Genomic DNA, 19,732 nt, shown 5'->3' on the forward strand with positions numbered 1-19,732 from the left:
GGGAGTCGCGCTCGTATGACGACACACACCAGCAACCTGGCCGCGTTCCTCCGCTCGCACCGGGAGCGGCTCAAGCCCGAACAGGTCGGACTGGCCTCCCACGGCCGACGGCGCACACCGGGCCTGCGCCGCGGGGAACTCGCCACGCTCGCCGGACTGAGCGTCGAGTATCTGGAACGTCTCGAACAGGGCCGGGACACCAACCCCTCCGGCGCGGTGCTCACCGCGCTCGCCGACGCGCTGCGCCTGTCCCAGGACGAGAAACAGCACCTCGCGCTGCTGGCCATGCGACAGCACAGCGCCACGCTCCTGCCCGTTCCGCGTCCGGTCGGCGACGATCCACGCCCCGGTGTGCGCGAACTCCTGGGCCGCCTCGACCCCACCCCGGCCTGTCTGCTCGGACCGGTCTACAACGTGGTGACCTGGAACGCGGCCTGGGAGACGGCCGCCCGCCCACTGGGCGTCCTGGATCTGGACCCGCCCGACCTCGTCCGCTACCACTTCCTGAACCCCAAGGCCCGCCGGACCTTCGACGACCAGTCATGGGCGGAGACCGCGGACGAGGTGGTCGGCTGGCTGCGGGCCGCCGAACCGGACTGGGGCGACGACGACGCCTTCCGGGCGCTGATGAGCGATGTGCACACGGTCCCCGAGTTCGCCTCCCGGTGGGCCGCCCACACGATCGCCTCCCGGCGGCCCGCCAGCAAACGCGTCTGGCACCCCGGGGCCGGGCATCTGAACATCCGTCTCGAAGTCCTCTTCGTCGGAGAGGCGAACCACTGGCTCCAGCTCTGGCTGCCGAGCGACGAGGACACCGCGACGGCCCTCGCCTCCCTCACCCGCACCCGGACGGACCCCGTGCCCCACCCCCGCGAACCCCGTGAACCGGCGCGGGAGGCATAGCCCGCGCGCCTCCCGGCCCGGCCGCAGCGTCTCCCTCCCCCTACGGGTACGGCCGCGGCGTTCCTGCGCGGCCCCCCGGCGCGCACTGTGGGACCAGGGGCGTACGACAGAGCGAAAGGAACGGTCCGATGCAGCTCAGGCCGATGCGATCGTGGATTCACCACAGCCGGGGAAAGGTGCTGCGCCAGGCGGTGACCGGACGGAGGGAACTGGGTGGCCTGTACGAGGACATGCTCACCAGGCAGGGCTTCGAGGGACGCGACGCCTATCTGTACCGGCGCGCCGAGCCGACCGCCTGGAAGCACGCGGAGGAGGGCGCGGCCAACCGCACCTACGACGGGCAACTCGTGGAGCCCACCGACCGGACCCGCCCCGACGGCGGCCCGCTGCGCCTGTTCCACCACCCCGCGCTGGCCGTCTCCGTCAGCAGGCGCGGCGCGAACATGCCCTTCTCGGTCCGCAACGTCGACGGGGACGAGCTGTACTTCGTCCACGAGGGCACCGGCACCTTCTACACCGAGTTCGGTCCGATCCCGTACGAGCCCGGCGACTACATCCTGCTGCCGAAGGGCGTCACCTACCGGATTCGTCCGTCCGGACCGGTGAACTACTTCCTCGTCGTCGAGTCGGCCGAAGAGCTGGGCTTCGCCGACACCGGCGTCCTCGGCCGCCGGGCCCCTTTCGACCCCGGTCTGCTGTACATCCCCTCCCCGGAGCTGGACGAGCTGGGCGACGGCCGGGACGAGCGCGGCACCTGGCCGGTACGGCTCAAGATCCGCGACGGGTACGCCAGCCTCGTCTACGACGCCGACCCGATCGACGTCGAGGGCTGGTCGGGCGACCTCTTCCCGTTCAAGCTGAACATCCGCGACTACCGGCCGGTCATGAGCGACCGCATCCATGTCATGCCGTCCGCGTACGCGGTCTTCGCCACCTCGACCTTCATGGTGGGCAACTTTCTGCCCCGCCCCTTCGAGACGGCCCCGGACGCGGCGGTCTTCCCGCCCTACCACCGCAATGTGGACTACGACGAGTTCACCTTTTTCCACGGCGGAACGGTGCTCGGCATGCCCATCGCCCCCGCCACCATGGCCCTCGTCCCGCAGGGGCTGCACCACGGCCTGCCCGCCGAGGTCCAGGCGCAGGTGACCGGGCGGCTGAAGCCGGGCGACCGCATCGACACCGAGGTCGTCTTCGTGGACACGACGGTGCCGCTGACCCCCACCCCGGAGGCCGAGGCCGCGCAGCGCCACGCCGAGCAGGAGTCCGGGGCCCCGACGGCACCGGTGGGGGACTGGATGTGAGGACCGGCCGCTGACGGGCGGGCCGCCACGCGCCCGCGCGGCGGGAGGGGGCGCGCCGGGCCGGGCCGGGCCGGCCGCCCGACGGGGAGACCGGTGGACCGGTCTCCCCGGCCTCGGTGTAGACATGACCTGAAGCACCCTCGCCGATCAGGAGAGAACATGTCCACCGACGCAACGATCAGGACCCGCCTCACCCCCGTCCCCCGCCCGGCTCAGGAGGCCGCGCGGGCGCTCCTCCGCGACGGCCACCGGACCCAGGCGGTGGTACGGCTGCGCAAGGGCACGGACCTCGGACTGCGGCAGGCCGCTGCCGCCGCCGACCTCCTGGCCGAGGACGTCCGGCTGCCCGCCTCGCACCAGGAGGCCATCGACGTCCTCGAAGAACTCCTGCCCGACGTCCACCGCGAGGTCGCCGCCATGGCACGCGGCGGTGACGAGGTCCGGGCCACCCGGCTGCTGCGCCAGGAGACCGGAGTCGGTCTGGTCATCGGGTACCAGCTCGTCAGCGCGCTCAACGAGCGGGACCGGAGCGCGTAGGCCGGGCCGGTCGCGTTCCCGTCCCTCGCCATCGGGGTAGGTCGACCACGGCACGAACCATCCGTGAGCCGTCTGTGTCCACGGGCGCCGTGACGACCAAGGAGGACGCCATGTCCCGACCGGACTTACCCGGTGGTTCACCCGCCACGGGCGCCGACGCCCAGCCCGCACTGAAACGGGTGATGGGCCCGGGTCTGCTGTTGCTGTTCATCGTCGGCGACATCCTCGGCACCGGGATCTACGCGCTGACCGGGCAGGTGGCCGGGGAGGTCGGGGGAGCGGCCTGGCTGCCGTTCGTCATCGCCTTCTCCGTCGCGCTGGTCACCGCCTGCTCCTATCTGGAGCTGGTCACCAAGTACCCGCAGGCCGCGGGCGCCGCCCTCTATGTGCACAAGGCGTTCCGCACCCACTTCCTGACCTTCCTCGTGTGCTTCACCGTGATGTGTTCCGGCATCACCTCGGCGTCGGCGGCCTCCCGGGCCTTCGCGGCCAATATGGTCACCGGCTTCAAGACCGACGCGGGTGACGGTGTCGTCCTGCTGATCGCGCTGGGTTTCATGGGCCTGGTGCTGTTCGTCAATCTGCGGGGTGTCACCGAGAGCCTCAAGGTCAATGTCGTGCTGACGGCCGTGGAACTGGCGGGTCTGCTGCTGGTCGTCCTGATCAGCGCCTACTTCATCGCGGGCGGGAACGCGGACTTCTCCCGGGTCGTCGCCTTCGACACCGACTCCGACAAGAGCGCCTTCCTGGCGGTGAGTACGGCGACCTCGCTGGCCTTCTTCGCCATGGTCGGCTTCGAGGACTCCGTCAACATGGCGGAGGAGACCAGGGAACCCGCGCGGATCTTCCCCCGCATGATGTTCACCGGACTGGGCATCGCCGGGCTGATCTATGTGGTGGTGTCGATCTGCGCCGTCGCTGTCGTCCCGGTGGGGCGACTCGCCGCCAGTGAGACCCCGCTGGCCACGGTCGTCCAGACGGCAGCCCCCGACTTCCCCATCTCCGATCTGCTGCCGTTCATCTCCCTGTTCGCCGTGGCCAACTCCGCGCTGATCAACATGTTGATGGCCAGCCGGCTGCTGTACGGCATGAGCAGACAGGGCGTGCTTCCCCCCTTCCTCGCCAAGGTCCACCCCGTACGGCGCACCCCGCGGGCGGCGATCCTGTTCACCACGGCCGTCGCCGTCGGCCTCATCACCTTCGTCTCACTGAACCCGGACAGCTCGGTCGTCGCCCTGCTCGGCGGTACGACCACCCTGCTGCTGCTCACGGTCTTCGCGGGCGTCCATCTCTCGGTCCTCGTCCTGCGCCGGGACAAGGTCGCGGCCCCGCACTTCCGGGCGGGCCGTGCACTGCCCGTACTGGGCGCGCTGAGCTGCCTCTATCTGGTCCTGCCCTGGTCCTCCGGCCGCCCTGCCGAGCAGTACCGCATCGCGGGGGTGCTGCTGCTGATCGGCCTGGCCCTCTGGTCGGTCACCTGGCTCACCCGCCGCACCGCCCCTGGCTCGGCCCCCGCCGCCCCTGACACCGGCCGACCGGACGGGGCCCCGCGCTGACGGGCCGGGATCGCCCAACGGCAGGAGCACGCCCGTTTCCGGACGCCCGCCCGATGTCATGGTTGAACTGACTCAGGGCCTTGCATGAGGGTGGCCGCATGGATGACACCGGTGTCGATCGCTGCCCCGTCTGCTGGTCGCCGGTAGCGGACAGCGCGCAGTGGGTCCTGCTGTCCCGGCATCAGACCTCCGAAGGCGTGCTTGAGTACTGCCTGTCGGGTTGTGGATGCGTGGCCGTCCTGCTGGGCGGGGACCTGGTGAAGGCCGTTCCCCATGGATGCGCGCGGCTCATCGGCGTACGGCCGTGGGGTCCGGGGTCCCGGATCGCGTCGAGCCGATAGCCCGACGGCCGGGAGCCCGCTGCCCGCACCCCGCTCGGCGCCGAGTGCGCCCGGTCCGGTCCTCAGCGGAACCGGGCCGGCTTCTTCAGGCGGACCTCGTCCACGCCCAGCAGACCGAGCAGCGGCACCTTGGCGGTCCGCTGGTCCGGGTCGACCACCAGGCCGGATTCGCGGATCCGGGTCAGCAGGAGTTCGGCCAGGGGGAGGACCATATGGCGGCCCCAGCACCGCTCCGACGCGTGGCCGAACGGGAGATAGCCCGGGGTCCTGTCGGGGTCGAGCCCGTCCCAGCGGTCGGGGCGGAAGGCTTCCGGGTCGTCCCACAGCGCCGGGTCCCGATGGGACAGCAGCGGGAGCAGGAGGACATCGTCCTTCGAGCCGATCCTGCCGTCGACGGCCGGGTACTCGGGGGAGGCGTTGCGCAGGAGGTTCCAGGAGGGCGGCAGCAGCCGCAGGGTCTCGTGGACGATGTTCCGGTTCGGCGTGTCGTCGGCGAAGGGGAAGCCGAGCCAGAGCGCGTTGGCCACCAGCGTGGACACGGTGAAACAGACCGGGGCGGCGGACCTGCGGTACATGCCCATGGCGTACCGGCGCTCCTGGTAGCCCATGGCTCCGGCGGTCCGGTCGGCGAGGGCGGTGCGGCCGTCGCCCTGCCGGGGCAGGCGGGGCAGGGCCGCGCCGAGCGTGACCACGGACCAGGTGAGCACCGGGGTGAGTTCGAGTCTGCGGCTCATCAGCAGGCGCAGCCGGTAGGGGTCCCGGCCGAGAATGAGGTCGCGCAGGACGTAGTGCCCGGTCCAGGGCCAGGGCCCGGACAGGTCGACGTCCTTCGGCAGGGGGTGCCTGAGCGCCTCGCGGACATCGGCGCCGACGGTCCGCGTCACCGCCGACGCCTCGGCGCGCGGTATCGAGCGCCCGAGCAGCGGCTTGAAGGTGGGCCGTTCGGTCTCCGTGGCACGGCGCGCGGCAAGCACACGGTCCATGACCTCGGGTCCCGCGACGCCGATGGTGTCGGGTTCCAGCCGGAAGACGTCCTGCCCCGTGTGGTCGTCCATGAGGGCGGCCAGCCGTGGGCTGAACACGGTGGTGCGGAGGCGCTGCGGCGATGACGTGGGCATGATTCTCCGGAAGGCGTCGGGGCGCCGCCGTCCAGCCGGACCGTGGAGCCGTGGGGGAGCGGTCCGGCCGGACGGCGGGGTCACATCGGTGATGCGGCCGAGAACGGGGACATCACCACCAGATGTACCAGGCGTACCCCTTCAGGCTCTTTCCTTCCGAGACCTTGTGGCGTATGGCGAAGAGCAGCTTGGTCACGGCACTTCCTCTCAGCGTGGATCGGACGGCACGCGGCGGTCCCGGTCCGGGGCGGCGCCGGTGCGCACCGCGTGCCGATGGCGCAGTGAGGCTTCCCTGCCCCGGCCAATGGCTAATCCAAGGAAGCGCCTCTCCCTCGTGTGTGCGAGCGGTTCTGGACCGTGCGGAAGTGTGATTGGCCCGTTAAATGCGGCTGGTTTTGGGGGTTTGGCAGTGTTCAGCCGTGGTGTGCGCACCGGCAGGTTGGCCGGATATCGGTGCCGTGAACGCTCTTTCCCGGCGTGCCGTCCCCGATGTGCACGGCGGAGGCGGGTGTCAGTCGTCCCGTACGGTGAGGCCGATGTGCCGGGCGAGCACGGGCGCCAGGTCGAAGAGCTGCGTGGTGCTGACCGTGGCGCCCTTGAGCGCCTCCACCCCGGAGCCGATGCCCAGCGCGGTGGCCTCGCGCAGGTCCACCCGGGAGAGGACGGCCCGGTCGAGGCCGACGCGGTCCAGGGCCGTCCCCGGGAAGGTGACACCGGTCAGGGACGCACCGGCGAAGTCCACGTCCCGCAGCAGGCAGTCGACGAACGAGACCTCCCGCAGCACGGCCGCGCGCAGATTGACCGAGTCGAACTTGCACTGCTGGAAGACGACCCGCTGGAGCCGGGCCCCGTGGAGCTGGGTGCCCGCCAGCAGACTGGAGAGACACGCGGTGTCCAGCCAGCCGGTCTCCGCGAGATCGGTGCCGACGGTGCGGACGTTGTGCATCCAGACGGTGTCGAGACGGGCGCGCCGGAGCCGTCCGCCCGTGAACGTCACGGAGGTGAGGGCCGACTCGCTGAAACGGGCCATCCCGGCGTCGATGTCGTCGAGGGCGAGGCCGTCGAGATGGGCCCACTCGTAGTCGCCGTCCCGTTCCGGTTCCCCCGTGAAGGGTTCCAGGCGGTGTGCGTAGGGGAGTTCGCTCAGGTCCTGCGGGGTGCGCGTGGGCATGGTGTCCTTCCGGGGCGGTCGGGGAAGATCCGGCGGGGCCGAAGATAGCCCTCCGCGCTGACACCGGCCCGCTACCGCATCCACGCCACCGCGGCGACCGCCTGGCGCTGACCCGCCGGTGGTCCACCGCCGGGCGGCCGGGACGGCCGCAGGAGGCCGGCCTCCAGGAATTACCTCTCAAAATTGTCAAAAACAGGCACGTTGCGCTCCCAAACGAGCATCTGTGTACGGGACATGGAACGTTTCGAACGCTATTCCCGTCCTGCTGGGCGAAGCGTGTGGTCGGCCGACCGCACGTCAGGTCCCACAGGGGGAAACATGCCCACGTTCACCGAACGAGCCGCCGCCGTCCTCATGACCTCCGCGCTCGCCGTGACCGGCCTCGCCGCGACCGCCACCCCGGCCGCCGCCATCCACGGCGGGCAGAACACGACCGTCACGGACCACCCGTACGCGATGCTGCTGGTCACCCCCGACGGCCAGCAGGTCTGCGGCGGCACACTGGTGGAGCCCACCAAGGTGCTCACGGCCGCGCACTGCGTCGACGGCCTGGCCACGACCGATCTCCAGGTCATCGGCGGCCGTACGGAGGTGGCGGGCACCAAGGGAACCGTGCGGGCCATCCGCTCCATCGCCCTGCACCCCCGGTACAACGAGGGCGGCTTCCTGGCCAACGACGCCGCCGTGATCACGCTCACCGCGTCGATGCCGTACCGGACGCTGCCCGTCGCGGGCCCGAAGGACACCGCCCTCTACGCCGTCGGCAGCACCGCGAAGGCCGTGGGCTGGGGCCGGATCGCCCGTGACACCCCGGCCACCCGGCTGAAGTCGGCGCAGCTCACCCTCTCGCCGATCGCCGCGTGCGACCCGTTCACCGACACCGGCGACTCGCTCGCCCGCAAGGTCTGCGGCACCCCGCCCGCGGGCACCCAGAACAGCATCTGCCGGGGCGACTCGGGCGGCCCGCTCATCGCGGGCGGCAAGGTGATCGGCGTGGTCACCACCGGCAACAAGTACTGCGACACCGAGCACCTGAAGTCGGTCTTCACCCGCACCAGCGCCGTCGCGGCCGACCTCGGGCTGCGCACCGGCTGACACAGCGGCCCGGCGTCCGGCCCGGAGGGCCACCGGACCGGACGCCGGGGGCGGGCGGAGCGCCGCCGTCACCCGTCTGCCCGCCCGGGGAGGACGGCGGACGGCGGGCCGAAGAGGCTGAGACCCGACACCCGTACGGCGCTCCGCCGCCGAAGGACGAAGGTACCCGTATGCCGCACCGCACCGCCGCGGGCCCGGAGTACAGCCCGCCGGCCAGATGGGCGGGCGCGCTGCTGTGCCTCGCCGTGGCCGTCGTCCACGTCGTGGACCAGGGCGGCATCACGGTGACACGGGACCCCTACTACATCGGCGTCGCCTACCACGTCCTGGAGATCGCGGCCGTGCTCGCCGCCGTCCTCCTGCTGGCCCGCTTCGTCCGGCCGGGCTGGCCGCTGGCGGCGGGGGTCGCCGCCGGGCCGCTGCTCGGCTATGTCCTCTCCAGAGGACCGGGACTGCCGGGCTACCGGGACGACATCGGCAACTGGACGGAGCCGCTGGGCCTGGTCAGCCTGGCCGTCGAGGGCGTCCTGCTGCTGCTCTCGCTGTCACTCCTCGTCCGCGGCGGGCGCCGCCGGGTCCGCTGAGCCGGTGCCGGTGCCGGTGCCGGTGCCGGTGCCCGTGCCCGTGCTGGTGTCTGCGGCGTCGTCAGGGCCGGGCGGCGCGGCGGCGGTGTCGCCGGGCGCCGGTGCCGTTCCGGCCGGTTCGAGGAGCACCTCGCGGGCCTGTTCCGCGGAGCGGGTGATGCTCTCGCCGACGAAGTCGACGAAACGGGCGACGCCTTCGAGGCGGGCGGCGGCCGGAGTGCCGCGACCGAGGACGGTGACGCCCTGCCGCGCGGTCTCGGCGAGCAGGGCGTTGGCCCGGGCGCTGGCGAGCATCGCCTGGTACCACAGCTCGTTGTCGACGATGTAGCGCTCGCGGCGGCCCTCGCCGCGCTCCCGGCGGATGAGGTTCCGGCCTTCGAGGAAGGCGATCGCCTTGGAGACGGACGCCGGGCTGACCTGGAGCCGCCGGGCGAGTTCGGACGCGGTGAGGCTGCCCGCGTCGGTGGTGTAGAGGCAGGTCAGCACCCGGGACATCATCTTGGGCAGGCCCTGGCCCATGAGGATGGTGGTGAACGTCTCCTCGTACCCGCGTACCGCTTCGGCGTCCCGGCCATAGCTCTGCGCGGCCGTCCGGGCCTCCCGGGGCGCGGACGGCCGACGCCTGCGGGCGCGGTGTTCGGTGGCGCGGTGGGCCAGGTCGGAACGGTAGTCGGTGGGGCCGCCGTTGCGCATCACCTCACGGGTGACGGTCGAGGTGGGGCGGTCCAGCCCGCGGGCGATCTCCGCGTAGGCGAGGCCGTCGGCCAGGCCCAGCGCGATCCGCTGACGTTCCTGCTGGGTGAGTCTGCCTCCCGGCATCGTGGTCTCCTTCGTCTCCGCCATGGTCGCCGATACGTCCGACCTTAGCGTTCACCATCAGTCCATTGCAATGCTTCATCGATGGGATGTTGCGTTGAATTTAAGGACGTTGCAACGATTGCACTGCTCTGAGCTGGGAAAATGATGGTTGTTTGCAACGTGGATGTTGCTCAAGGCGTGAACGCGACGTAGCGTTTTCGATGTCAGAAACAACGAGCCAAGGAGTGCATGATGCAGAAGTTCGCCACCCCCGCCCCCGTGTCCGCCGTTCTCGACATCCCCGCGGGGCACATCCGTCTCATCGCCGCCGACCGGGCCGACACCACGGTCGACATTCTGCCCGCGGACGCCTCGAAGAGCCGCGATGTGAAGGCGGCGGAGCGGGCCGTGGTCCACTGCGCCGACGGCGTTCTGCGGATCGAGGTCCCGCAGCGGTCGAACCCGGTGCTCGGCGGCTCCGGCTCCATCGAGGTGACCGTGCAACTGCCCGCCGGTTCCCGGGTCGAGGCCAAGACGGCCAGCGCCGAATTCCGCGGTGTCGGACGCCTCGGCGACGTCACCTTCGAGGGCGCGCACGGCTCGGTCAAGCTGGACGAGACCGCGAGCGCCCGCCTCTCCCTCCTGGACGGCACCATCGAGGTGGGCCGGCTGGGCGACTCCGCGGAGATCAGCACCGCCAAGGGCGACATCCGGATCACCGAGGCCGTGCGCGGCACGGTCGCGCTGCGCACCGAGGCCGGAGAGGTGTCGGTCGGCGCCGCCCGCGGGGTCTCCGCCACCCTGGACGCCGGGACCGCCCACGGCCGCATCCACAACGCGCTCCGCAACAGCGAGGGTTCCGCCGCCGGTCTGACCATCCGTGTGACGACCTCCTACGGCGACATCACCGCCCGCAGCCTCTGAGGGGTGAGGGATTCGGGCAGGTGTACGTATCCCGCCGGAACCATCCCCGTTCGAACAAAGCGTGCTCGTTCGCCATTTCACCAGAAAGAGTTCAGAAAAAATAAACACAGAAATAGCGGTAACGAGGTGGAATTATCACTCATATTCTGAGGCCGCGCGCTGATCGCGCACGCTGACAACGGCGGACGGCCGTCCGGGCGTTCGCCCCCCAATCCGGCGTTCAGAACGGGACAGAACACCATGACCGACGTACACGCCGGCGCCCCTGCCGGCGTCCTCGGTGGCACAGCCGCCGAAGCACCGTCCGACACGGCCGCCGACGCGCCGCACACCCCGTTGACCACGACGCCGTCCGACGAGGACTACCGGCTGGGCACCGAGAGCTTCACCGACGAGCGGCGGACGGCGGTCCTCGCCCGGCTGGAGGAACATCTCGACCAGCACCGCGCCCGTATGCTCGGCTACCAGGTCAACCTCTCGCTCGACGGCCACACCTCCCTCGGCCGCTTCCTCCGCTACCACATCAACAACGTCGGGGACCCGTTCGTCGACAGCCACTTCAGCATGCACTCGCGGTGGCTGGAGCGCGCGGTGCTCGAACACTACGCCCGGCTCTGGCACGCCCCCCTGCCCGAGGACCCCACCCGCCCCCGGAACGAGGACGCCTGGGGCTATGTCCTCTCCATGGGCAGCACCGAGGGCAACCTCTACGCCCTGTGGAACGCCCGCGACTACCTCGACGGCAACGCCCTCGTCCGCGACGAGATCTCCGGGGACGCGAGCTGCCGCACCACCTACATCCGGGCCCAGCACCCCGAGGACAACCCCAACGCCTACGCCCCCGTGGCCTTCTTCTCCCAGGAGACCCACTACTCCCACATCAAGGCCATGCGGGTCCTGGACATCCCCACCTTCTACGACCTCGGCGGCAGCCTCTACCCGGACCAGTGCCCGATCGACGTGTCCGGCACCGGCACACGGACCTACAACGGCTGGCCCCTGGGCGGAGTTCCCACCACCGGCGGGGACGAGGGACCCGGCACGGTCGACATCGACGCCCTCGTCCCGCTCGTGGAGTTCTTCGCCGCGAAGGGCCACCCCGTCCTCGTCAACTTCAACGTCGGCAGCGTCTTCAAGGGCGCCTACGACGATGTCGCCACCGCCTGCGAGCGGCTCCGGCCCGTCTTCGAGCGGTACGGGCTCGTCGACCGCGCCGTACGGTTCGACCCCGACGACCCGGACCGGGTCAGCGTACGGAACGGGTACTGGGTGCATGTCGACGGCGCCCTCGGCGGCGCCTACGCCCCCTATCTGGAGAAGGCCCGCGACGCCGGACTGACCGGGAGCGCGCCGCCGGTCTTCGACTTCCGGATTCCCGAGGTCTCCTCGATCGTCACCAGCGGGCACAAATACCCCGGGGCGCCGGTGCCCACCGGCATCTTCCTGTCCCGCGCGGGGTCCAAGCTGCGCCCGCCGTCGGACCCGGCGGTCGTGTCCTCGCCGGACAGCACCTTCGCCGGGTCCCGCAGCGGGTTCGCCTCGCTGGCGATGTGGAACCACCTCGCGCAGCTCGGCGAGGAGGAGCAGATGCGGCAGGCCGTCGAGGCGCTGCGGGTCGCCGAGTACACGGCCGGGCGGCTCAGGGAGCTGAGCGCCGCCCTCGCGGAGCGCGGCGAGCCCTGGGCGGAGGACGGGATCGAGGTCGGGCACGGCGACCACGCGCTGAGCGTGTGGTTCCAGCAGCCCCGGGCCGAGATCACCGCCAAGTACACGCTGGCCTGTGTCCCGCTCGACCTCGGGGGAGTGCGCCATGACTACAGCCATGTCTATGTCATGCCGCATGTGACCCGGGAGCTCGTCGACGAACTCGTGGACGAGCTCTACCGGCCCGGGGCCTTCGACCGCTCCGCCGAGGAAGGGGCCGTCCGGCCGCCGCTCCCCGGACAGAGCTGACCCGGACAGAGCCGACCCGGCCCGCGCGCGCCGGGTCGCTCTGCTTCCCGCCCCCTGCCTCCTGGCCCCCGTCCTTCGCCCCTGGGCGAGCGGCGGGGGCCCGCGCCGTCCCGGACTACTCGAAGTCGCAGCCCGGGTTGGGGGCGTCCTGGGAGAAGGGCGCGCCGTGCGGCAGGGCATAGACGGCCCGCAGGACGAGGTCCGTGGCGCCGGGGTTGCGGCCCAGGTGCACATAGCCGGGTCCGGCCGCCTCCCGCAGCGGATCGCCCTCGGTGTAGACGCCGTCGGAGGCGCAGGTCGCGTCGTAGTGGTGCAGGGTGCCCCGGGCGACGTACCCGCGCACGGGGCCGTTGTGGTAGTGCCAGCCCGTGGTCTGACCCGGTGGGATGGTGACCTCCCGCAGGATGTAGTCGGTGTCGCCGAGGGTGGTCCGGGCGAGGACCTTTCCCGTGACGCCCGGACCCGCCGGGGTGGCGTGCGCCGCCCCGGCGGGCAGGGACAGGCCGACGAGAACCGCGCCGACGGCCGCGAGGGAGGGAAGACTGCGCATGACGGCACCTCTGAGGGAGGGGGACGGTGGACGGAGCGGGGAGCACTGTATCCCGCACCGTGCGCATGGCTGAAGGGAGTTGGGCGGCCTATGTGCCCTGCCGGGCGGGGCGGGAGTGTGACATCGTCTGGGCACAGCGTGGTATCCGCCCTCCGCGCGCGCCGCCGCGCGTTCGACCACTACGGCGAAGGACTGCTCATGCCCGCGATCCTGATCCACGGCGTCCCCGACACCCACCATGTGTGGGACGGCGTCCGCCGCCGGCTGACCCGTACCGATGTGGAGGCATGGGACCTGCCGGGGTTCGGCACCCCGCGCCCGGACGGCTTCGGCTCCACCAAGGAGGAGTACGTCGACTGGCTCGTCGAGCGACTTGAGCGGGTCGGGGAGCCGGTCGACCTGGTCGGTCACGACTGGGGCTGCATCCTCACCCTGCGCGTAGCCTGCCTCCGTCCCGACCTGGTCCGCACCTGGGCCGGGGGCGACGGGCCGCTCGACGCCGGGTACGAGTGGCATCCGCTGGCGAAGATCTGGCAGGACCCGGTGGAGGGCGACCGCTATATGGCGGAACTGGAGCCGGAGTCCTTCACCCACGGCCTGGTGGGGGGCTTCGACGTGCCCGCCGACCGCGCCGCCGAGATGATCGGCCGGGTGGACGGGACGATGAAGGACAGCATCCTCAGGCTCTACCGCTCCGCCCTGACCGTGGGCGCCGAGTGGGCGCCGGAGCTGTCCCGGGTGGCGGCGCCCTGTCTGGTGTTCTGGGGTGTGCGCGACCCCGCCTGCCCGGTCGGTTTCGCCGACGGGCTCGCCGCCGCCCTGCGCGCGCCCGACCCCGTGCGCATCGACTCCAACCACTGGCCCCTCCTGGAGCGGCCCGCCGAGGTCGCGGCGGCCCTCGAAGCGCACTGGGACACGGCCGCTGACCTGGGCGGCTGAGCCCGCGGCCCCAGCGGTCGGCGCCCGCGGGGGCGCGGGTACGCGGGCGCCCGCGGCCGGTCCGGCCGCGGGCGCTTCGCGCTGTCGGTGCCCGGAGGGTCAGGGGCGCCAGAGGATCAGGTCCCACCGGTCGGGTGCGACCTGCGGACAGAGGTAGTAGGACGCGCCGGCGTTCATGACCGCCCACTGGCCCGCGTGTGCGCAGGCGCCCAGGGACGAGTACCAACCCCAGGGAATCCAGGCCGTGGGCCCGACGGCCGGGGCCGGGGCCGCGGTCACGGTAGGCGCTGCCGCTGCCTGGGCCGCCGGGGCGGCCATCAGTCCGGCGCTTGCGACAGCGGCGGCCACGGCCGCTCCGGCGAACATCCTGCGTAGGGACATGACGTTGAGCCCTCCCGTTCCATCAGGTCCATCGAGGTCCGCGCCCCGATGGCTGAAGAAAGACTGATCCCTATCGATGGATCAATGCAATGGGAAGCCAATATTCCGTCATAGGTTGGCTAATACCGGACTGATCGGCTGATTTTATGTAGTTTCTGTGAAGAGGCAGTGGGTAGATCGTGGCGTTCAGGGCTTGCGATACGCCCTGCTGAAGATGAAGGTTGGTCAGATCTGGTCAGGTCTGGACCACTTGAGAGGCGAGCGGTGTCCCGCAGCGGTCCGCACCGCGCGGGCGGGCCGGGCTCATCGGCGCGCGGCGGGCTCGCGCGCGGGTGCGGGGGCCGGTGGCGCGGCCGCGGTGCCCGTCGTCTCCTTGCCGTAACGGGCGATCGCCGCCGTGGCGAGGGCCATGGGGACCGCGATGACGGCCGCCACCTGGCCGGTGGTGAACGAGGCCGTCAGCCAGCCCACCGCCGGGGGCCCGATGATGCCGCCGGACTTGCTGCACGCCGCGGAGAGTCCGCTGCCGAGGCCGCGGAAGGCCGTCGGGTACACCTGCGCGGTGTAGGGGCCGAGCACGGCGACCACCCCGCTGGTCCCGGTGAGCAGGCCGATCAGGACCGGGACGGCGATCTGGGGGTCGTCCAGCGGCAGCACGGTCAGCAGGGCCAGGGAGGCCGCCGTGACCGCGCCGTACAGGGTCATCGTCTTCCGTGAGGACCAGCGGCTGTAGAGCCAGGCGGCCAGCGCCGTCCCCGGGATGGACATCAGCGAGGCACCGAACAGGATCTGCGAGGGCGGCGTGCTGAGGCCCGCGTCGCCGAGCACGGTCGGCAGGAAGGTGACGAACCCCCAGTAGACCAGGCCCCAGGAGAGGGCGAAGCCGGAGATGACCAGGGTCTGACGGCGGTGGTCGGGGCCGAGGAGGGCCCGCATCCCGCGTCCGGTCCTGGGCTCGGCGGGGGTCTGCCCCAGGCCGAACAGCACGGTCATCCGGCGTGCCTCGGCATGCTTGCCCTGCGCCGCCAGGAAGCTCGGGGACTCCGGTATCCAGCGGTTGAACGCCAACAGGAGCAGGGCGAGGGGCAGTTGCAGGAACCACAGGACGCGCCAGCCGTACAGCGGCTCGAAGAGCGAGGACAGACCACTGGCGGCGAGATAGCCGGCGACCGTCGTCAGCCCGGCGGTCAGGACCACCACCCCGCTGCGGCCGGGCAGCACCTCGGACATCAGGGCGTACACGATGGGCAGCATGCCGCCCGCGGACATGCCCATCAGCACGCACATCAGCACACTGGCCTCGAAGCTCGGCATGGCCCCGCACACTGTGGTCGCGACGAAGAGCAGCGCCGCGAGCAGGACCGAGGCGCGCCGCCCGATGCGGTCGGCCAGATGCCCCCACAGCAGTGAGCCCAGGACCGTGCCCGTCAGCCCGCCCATCGGGATCAGGGCCACCTCGGCCGGGGTGAGACCGTACTCGGCCCGCGCGCCGGGCATGATGAAGGCGAGTGTCGCCGGTTTCATCTGGTCGACGATCAGGGCGAAGGACAGGACGGCGATCAGACGTCTGCGGAGCAGGGTCTGCCGCGCGGGGGAGACCGGCTCCGGGGCCGTGTCGGGCGGTGGCGGTGTCTCCTCCGGGCGGCGGTGGGGCGCGAGTCCGAAGCCCGCGAGGACCAGTCCTGCCACGACCGCCACCATCGCCGCCCACATGGCCGTGTCCATGGGCATATGGGACATGTGGAAGTCCATCTCGGCGGCGTGGACGAACATCCGGATGTGCTCGGCCACCCCCGCCGAGCAGATCGCCACACCTGACCAGAACAGCAGCGGACGCGGGATCAGGCCCCGGCTCCGGAATCGGTCCATGGAGAAGTTCCCTTCGACTGAGGTGCGGGCAGAGGGGACGGGCGCCCGACGGGAGCGGGAAGGGGCGGGCGCCTGGAAGGAGGAGCAGCCACGCGGAAGGCCGGGAAGGCCGGTGAAGGAAGGGGGAGGAGGGGGGAGGAGGGGAGAGGTCCCGCGGTCGCGCGGGACGGCTGCCGACGGACACACGCATGACTTGATCGTGTCGGGGCCGAGGTACATCTCAGCAGCCGTTCCGGTACGCGTCTTCTCCGCGTTTGCGCAGTACCGGTGCGCCACCGGGACGCTTCTCCGCTGGTAGCGGATTCGGTACTACCGGTTCCGGTCCGGCTGGGGAGGCGCCCGCGCTCCCGCTTCGCATACGCCGCTGAACTGGGCACACGCGGAGATGACGGTGTTGCGTGGCCGGTTCACGATGGTCCCTCGTGCCACATGTCGCGTGGCGCCCATCCGTGAGGAGGCCGCTCATGCCGACCGCTTCCGGTCCGCCGCGCAGACTCTTGACACCATCGGCTCCGGTGCCTGACCGTCTCCACACCACCAGCACGACGGCACCCGCCACCGCACATGCCGGTCACTGTACGGCGGGTCCTGTCGCTCACCGGAGCGTGGCGGGCCGGACGCGTTGACGCCCTCCCGGCACGCCACCGGCCGCCGACCCGGCGGGCCGGCACCGGGCAGCAGGGCACGGCGGTGGCTTCGGCCCCACGGCACAGCGGTGGCCTCGGCCCCACGGCACCAGGGATCAGCGGCGGCTTCGGTTCCACGGTGCAGCCGCGCACCACATCACCCCGGACGGACCGGGAATCGCGACGAGGGGCGGTAGAGCGCGATGTCGGCCAATCTACGTGCGTTGAGGCGTCGTATCCTCACACCGAAGGTCTCGGAGGTACGCCTCGGGAAACGGGGCTTCCACACCAAGGACCCGGCGGCCCGGCGGCTGCTGGAGTCCGTCGGCCTGAGCTTCCTCGACGGCTACGGCCATGCCGTCGAGGTACGCACCCCGGCGGAGCTGGAACACCGGCTGGACGGTGTGCCGAGGGAGCTGCGCGGGTTCGCCTACGAGGGCGCTGCCATGGGATGTTCCGTGCTGGACGCGCTCCCGGGCACCTCCGGGCGGCGGTTGGCAGGACTTCTCGCCGGTGAGGGCCGCCACCATGTCTACATGGCCTATGTCGGGATCGGCTGGGCCATGGCCAGGCTGCCGAGGGCCCTGTGGCCGGACCTGACGGGGACGGTCCCGCTGCTGCGCTGGCTCGTCCTCGACGGCTACGGCTTCCACCAGGCGTACTTCCATACCGCGAAGTATGTGCACGGGCAGTTCCAGGACGCCTCCCTGCCCTGGCGGGACGGCCCCGCGTCCTATGTGCCCCGCGCCGTCGACCAGGGCATCGGCAGGGCGCTGTGGTTCGTCGGCGGCAGCGACCCCGATGTGGTCGCGGACCTGGTCGAGAGGTTCCCCGAGGAGCGGCGGGCCGACCTCTACGGCGGCGCCGGGCTGGCCGCGACCTACGCGGGCGGCTCCGACGAGACGGAGCTGCGCAGGCTGGCGGAGCGGGCCGGGCGGTACCGGCCCTGCCTCCAGCAGGGCTCGGTCTTCGCGGCCGAGGCCCGGGAGAGGGCCGGTCTGACCGTGGCCCACACCCGTCTCGCCACCCGGGTGTTCTGCGGGATGGAGCCCGAAACGGCGGCCGGGCTCTGTCAGGAGCTGCGCCCCGCCCTGGACAGCGGGGGGTCCGCCTACGAGGAATGGCGCCGGGCCATAGCCGATGCGTGTGTCTCAGCAGGGGGTGCAGGAACGTCATGACCATACGTGAAACCGTTCGCAGCCAGCTTCCCGGGATACTGGCCCTCACCCTCATGGTGGGACTCTTCTTCATGGTCCGGCCGCCGGTCACCTCGGCGCAGGACAGGGACCGGATGGCGGACTCCTTCGCCTTCACCCCCCTGTCCATAGCCCTGCCGTCCGGGTTCCCGCAGCAGACCATCCGCAAGGTGAACCAGGACTACCGGAACATCGAGGCGTGGATCTCCTCCGTCGGCGCGGCCGTCGCCATGAACGACGTCGACGGCGACGGCCTCCCCAACGACCTGTGTGTCACGGACCCCCGGATCGACCAGGTCGTCCTGACGCCGACGCCGGGCAAGGGCGCGGACCGCTACCGGCCCTTCGCGCTGGACCCCGCCCCGCTGCCCATGAACGCGACCATGGCACCGATGGGCTGCGCCGCCGGGGACTTCAACGAGGACGGCGCCATGGATCTGCTCGTCTACTACTGGGGCCGCACCCCGGTCATCTTCCAGGCGGAGCCCGGCGCGGGCGCCCCGGCCGCCGACGCGTTCCGGCCCGTCGAGCTGGTGCCCGGCGTGGGCAGCAGCACGTACACCGGACCGCTGTGGAACAGCAACGCGACCACGGTCGCGGACTTCGACGGGGACGGCCACGAGGACATCCTCATCGGCAACTACTTCCCCGACAGCCCCGTCCTCGACCCGTCGAAGGACGGCGGTGTGGAGATGAACGACTCCCTCTCCCAGGCCCGCAACGGCGGTGAGGACTTCATCTTCCGCTGGACCCCCGACGGCTTCGAGAAGGTCGACGACGCCCTGCCGAAGGACACCAGGACCGGCTGGACCCTCGCCGCCGCCGCCACCGACCTCGACGGGGACCTGCTGCCCGAGCTGTATCTCGCCCATGACTTCGGCACCTCCCGGCTGCTGCACAACACCTCCCGTCCCGGGAAGATCACGTTCCGGGCGGTGGACGGTCCGCGGGACGGCATGACCCCCAAGTCCAAGCAGCTCGGCCGCAGCTCCTTCAAGGGGATGGGCATCGACTTCGGGGATCTGGACGGCGACGGCCTCCACGACATGTTCGTCAGCAACATCACCACCTCCTTCGGTATCCAGGAGTCCAACTTCACCTTCATGAACACGGCGAAGGACCAGGCCGCCCTGCGGGCCGCGTTCAAGGACGGCGTCGCCCCCTACGAGGACCGCAGTGCCCCGCTGGGCACGGCCTGGTCGGGCTGGGGCTGGGACGCGAAGACGGGGGACTTCGACAACGACGGCCGCCTGGAGATCACCCAGACCACCGGCTTCGTCAAGGGCAAGACCAACCGCTGGCCCCAGCTCCAGGAGCTGGCCACCGCCAACGACGGACTGGTCCGGCACCCCGAGTGGTGGCCGAACGTGCGGCGGGGCGACGACCTCAGCGGCAACCAGACCCTGCGCTTCTTCGCCCGGGGCGAGAAGGACCGCTACACCAATCTCGCGCCCGAACTCGGTATGGCCGTCCCCATCCCCACCCGGGGGATCGCCACCGGTGACGCGGACGGCGACGGCCGGCTCGATCTGGCGGTGGCCCGGCAGTGGGGCGAGCCCGTCTTCTACCACAACCAGAGCCCCGGGGCAGGTGGCCACCTCGGTCTGAAGCTCACCCATCCCTCCGGTTCGCCCGTCGTCGACGCCCAGGCGACCGTCACCCTGCCCGACGGCTCCGTCCGGGTCGGCCGGGTCGACGGCGGCGGCGGCCACTCGGGCAAGCGCAGCCATGACATCCACATCGGCCTCGGCGAGCACACCGGAGAACCGCTCCAGGTGCGTCTGCGCTGGCGGGACCGCGACGGTGTGGCACAGGACCAGGAACTCCGACTGAGCAGCGGCTGGCACACCCTCCAGCTCGACTCCGTGGCGAAGGAGAAGTGACGGA

The 19,732-nt window shown here is 71.3% G+C and carries 18 protein-coding genes; 11 read left to right on the forward strand and 7 right to left on the reverse strand.

Going from position 1 to position 19,732, the window contains the following annotated elements:
• The first annotated feature begins 15 nt into the window (after window positions 1–15).
• From CRV15_RS33985 to CRV15_RS34000, 4 genes are all read left to right on the forward strand, one after another.
• A complete protein-coding gene (locus tag CRV15_RS33985; RefSeq protein ID WP_003957069.1) occupies window positions 16–903 on the forward strand; it encodes a helix-turn-helix transcriptional regulator in 888 nt (295 codons plus the stop codon).
• Between the two features lie 128 nt (window positions 904–1,031).
• Window positions 1,032–2,207 carry a homogentisate 1,2-dioxygenase gene (locus CRV15_RS33990; RefSeq protein ID WP_003963541.1) on the forward strand — a complete coding sequence of 392 codons (1,176 nt, stop codon included), beginning with the start codon at window positions 1,032–1,034 and terminating at the stop codon, window positions 2,205–2,207.
• A 159-nt stretch (window positions 2,208–2,366) separates the two neighbouring features.
• Entirely contained in the window at window positions 2,367–2,744 is a 378-nt protein-coding gene (locus CRV15_RS33995; RefSeq protein ID WP_003963542.1) for a hypothetical protein, read from the forward strand.
• A gap of 110 nt (window positions 2,745–2,854) precedes the next feature.
• Window positions 2,855–4,300, forward strand: coding sequence for an APC family permease (locus tag CRV15_RS34000; RefSeq protein ID WP_003963543.1), 1,446 nt, complete (start codon window positions 2,855–2,857; stop codon window positions 4,298–4,300).
• Between the two features lie 403 nt (window positions 4,301–4,703).
• On the opposite strand, the gene CRV15_RS34010 is transcribed toward CRV15_RS34000, so the two are convergent.
• From CRV15_RS34010 to CRV15_RS34015, 3 genes are all read right to left on the reverse strand, one after another.
• Window positions 4,704–5,759: a cytochrome P450 gene (locus CRV15_RS34010; RefSeq protein WP_003963544.1), complete on the reverse strand. Its 1,056-nt coding sequence runs from the start codon at window positions 5,757–5,759 to the stop codon at window positions 4,704–4,706.
• A 112-nt stretch (window positions 5,760–5,871) separates the two neighbouring features.
• Window positions 5,872–5,955 carry a tryptorubin family RiPP precursor gene (locus CRV15_RS38005; RefSeq protein WP_368860405.1) on the reverse strand — a complete coding sequence of 28 codons (84 nt, stop codon included), beginning with the start codon at window positions 5,953–5,955 and terminating at the stop codon, window positions 5,872–5,874.
• Between the two features lie 315 nt (window positions 5,956–6,270).
• Complete coding sequence (locus CRV15_RS34015) at window positions 6,271–6,930, reverse strand: pentapeptide repeat-containing protein (protein ID WP_003963545.1); 660 nt, start codon at window positions 6,928–6,930, stop codon at window positions 6,271–6,273.
• A 318-nt stretch (window positions 6,931–7,248) separates the two neighbouring features.
• Between CRV15_RS34015 and CRV15_RS34020 the strand changes: the two genes are divergently transcribed.
• Together CRV15_RS34020 and CRV15_RS34025 are read left to right on the forward strand one after the other, a co-directional pair.
• A complete protein-coding gene (locus CRV15_RS34020; protein WP_003963547.1) occupies window positions 7,249–8,025 on the forward strand; it encodes a S1 family peptidase in 777 nt (258 codons plus the stop codon).
• Between the two features lie 170 nt (window positions 8,026–8,195).
• Window positions 8,196–8,609, forward strand: a complete 414-nt coding sequence (locus CRV15_RS34025) for a hypothetical protein (protein WP_003957078.1) — start codon at window positions 8,196–8,198, stop codon at window positions 8,607–8,609.
• Here the strand turns inward: CRV15_RS34025 and CRV15_RS34030 are convergent.
• Entirely contained in the window at window positions 8,571–9,428 is an 858-nt protein-coding gene (locus tag CRV15_RS34030) for a helix-turn-helix domain-containing protein (protein WP_003957079.1), read from the reverse strand. The two genes, CRV15_RS34025 and CRV15_RS34030, sit on opposite strands and share 39 nt — an antisense overlap.
• A 231-nt stretch (window positions 9,429–9,659) precedes the next feature.
• Between CRV15_RS34030 and CRV15_RS34035 the strand changes: the two genes are divergently transcribed.
• A complete protein-coding gene (locus CRV15_RS34035; RefSeq protein WP_003957080.1) occupies window positions 9,660–10,331 on the forward strand; it encodes a DUF4097 family beta strand repeat-containing protein in 672 nt (223 codons plus the stop codon).
• Window positions 10,332–10,571: 240 nt separating this feature from the next.
• Complete coding sequence (locus tag CRV15_RS34040; RefSeq protein WP_003963550.1) at window positions 10,572–12,284, forward strand: PLP-dependent aminotransferase family protein; 1,713 nt, start codon at window positions 10,572–10,574, stop codon at window positions 12,282–12,284.
• Between the two features lie 115 nt (window positions 12,285–12,399).
• Here CRV15_RS34040 and CRV15_RS34045 read toward each other — a convergent pair whose 3' ends face one another.
• Window positions 12,400–12,834, reverse strand: coding sequence for a cupin domain-containing protein (locus tag CRV15_RS34045; protein WP_003957084.1), 435 nt, complete (start codon window positions 12,832–12,834; stop codon window positions 12,400–12,402).
• Window positions 12,835–13,032: 198 nt separating this feature from the next.
• Between CRV15_RS34045 and CRV15_RS34050 the strand changes: the two genes are divergently transcribed.
• Window positions 13,033–13,773 (forward strand): alpha/beta fold hydrolase, encoded by a 741-nt coding sequence (locus CRV15_RS34050; RefSeq protein ID WP_029183283.1) that lies wholly within the window; start codon window positions 13,033–13,035, stop codon window positions 13,771–13,773.
• 99 nt (window positions 13,774–13,872) lie between these two features.
• On the opposite strand, the gene CRV15_RS34055 is transcribed toward CRV15_RS34050, so the two are convergent.
• Window positions 13,873–14,154, reverse strand: a complete 282-nt coding sequence (locus tag CRV15_RS34055) for a hypothetical protein (RefSeq protein WP_003957086.1) — start codon at window positions 14,152–14,154, stop codon at window positions 13,873–13,875.
• A 303-nt stretch (window positions 14,155–14,457) separates the two neighbouring features.
• Complete coding sequence (locus tag CRV15_RS34060) at window positions 14,458–16,023, reverse strand: MFS transporter (protein WP_009999535.1); 1,566 nt, start codon at window positions 16,021–16,023, stop codon at window positions 14,458–14,460.
• Between the two features lie 829 nt (window positions 16,024–16,852).
• On the opposite strand from CRV15_RS34060, the gene CRV15_RS34065 reads away from it, so the two are divergent.
• Together CRV15_RS34065 and CRV15_RS34070 are read left to right on the forward strand one after the other, a co-directional pair.
• Window positions 16,853–17,827, forward strand: coding sequence for a DUF1702 family protein (locus CRV15_RS34065; protein ID WP_003957090.1), 975 nt, complete (start codon window positions 16,853–16,855; stop codon window positions 17,825–17,827).
• Window positions 17,824–19,728, forward strand: a complete 1,905-nt coding sequence (locus CRV15_RS34070; RefSeq protein ID WP_003957091.1) for an FG-GAP repeat domain-containing protein — start codon at window positions 17,824–17,826, stop codon at window positions 19,726–19,728. Before CRV15_RS34065 ends, CRV15_RS34070 begins: the two co-directional genes overlap by 4 nt.
• Window positions 19,729–19,732: the final 4 nt, after the last annotated feature.

Origin of the sequence: Streptomyces clavuligerus (genome assembly GCF_005519465.1) — a bacterium.
GTDB lineage: Bacteria > Actinomycetota > Actinomycetes > Streptomycetales > Streptomycetaceae > Streptomyces > Streptomyces clavuligerus.

Bases quoted from the DNA above. Each gene is read 5' to 3' on its own strand.
- CRV15_RS34000 (WP_003963543.1), top strand. From the start codon at position 2,855: ATGTCCCGACCGGACTTACCCGGTGGTTCACCCGCCACGGGCGCCGAC.
- CRV15_RS34010 (WP_003963544.1), bottom strand. From the start codon at position 5,759: ATGCCCACGTCATCGCCGCAGCGCCTCCGCACCACCGTGTTCAGCCCA.
- CRV15_RS34025 (WP_003957078.1), top strand. From the start codon at position 8,196: ATGCCGCACCGCACCGCCGCGGGCCCGGAGTACAGCCCGCCGGCCAGA.
- CRV15_RS34015 (WP_003963545.1), bottom strand. From the start codon at position 6,930: ATGCCCACGCGCACCCCGCAGGACCTGAGCGAACTCCCCTACGCACAC.
- CRV15_RS34050 (WP_029183283.1), top strand. From the start codon at position 13,033: ATGCCCGCGATCCTGATCCACGGCGTCCCCGACACCCACCATGTGTGG.
- CRV15_RS34060 (WP_009999535.1), bottom strand. From the start codon at position 16,023: ATGGACCGATTCCGGAGCCGGGGCCTGATCCCGCGTCCGCTGCTGTTC.
- CRV15_RS34020 (WP_003963547.1), top strand. From the start codon at position 7,249: ATGCCCACGTTCACCGAACGAGCCGCCGCCGTCCTCATGACCTCCGCG.
- CRV15_RS34055 (WP_003957086.1), bottom strand. From the start codon at position 14,154: ATGTCCCTACGCAGGATGTTCGCCGGAGCGGCCGTGGCCGCCGCTGTC.
- CRV15_RS34065 (WP_003957090.1), top strand. From the start codon at position 16,853: ATGTCGGCCAATCTACGTGCGTTGAGGCGTCGTATCCTCACACCGAAG.
- CRV15_RS33995 (WP_003963542.1), top strand. From the start codon at position 2,367: ATGTCCACCGACGCAACGATCAGGACCCGCCTCACCCCCGTCCCCCGC.
- CRV15_RS33985 (WP_003957069.1), top strand. From the start codon at position 16: ATGACGACACACACCAGCAACCTGGCCGCGTTCCTCCGCTCGCACCGG.
- CRV15_RS34030 (WP_003957079.1), bottom strand. From the start codon at position 9,428: ATGCCGGGAGGCAGACTCACCCAGCAGGAACGTCAGCGGATCGCGCTG.
- CRV15_RS34045 (WP_003957084.1), bottom strand. From the start codon at position 12,834: ATGCGCAGTCTTCCCTCCCTCGCGGCCGTCGGCGCGGTTCTCGTCGGC.
- CRV15_RS33990 (WP_003963541.1), top strand. From the start codon at position 1,032: ATGCAGCTCAGGCCGATGCGATCGTGGATTCACCACAGCCGGGGAAAG.
- CRV15_RS34035 (WP_003957080.1), top strand. From the start codon at position 9,660: ATGCAGAAGTTCGCCACCCCCGCCCCCGTGTCCGCCGTTCTCGACATC.
- CRV15_RS34070 (WP_003957091.1), top strand. From the start codon at position 17,824: ATGACCATACGTGAAACCGTTCGCAGCCAGCTTCCCGGGATACTGGCC.
- CRV15_RS34040 (WP_003963550.1), top strand. From the start codon at position 10,572: ATGACCGACGTACACGCCGGCGCCCCTGCCGGCGTCCTCGGTGGCACA.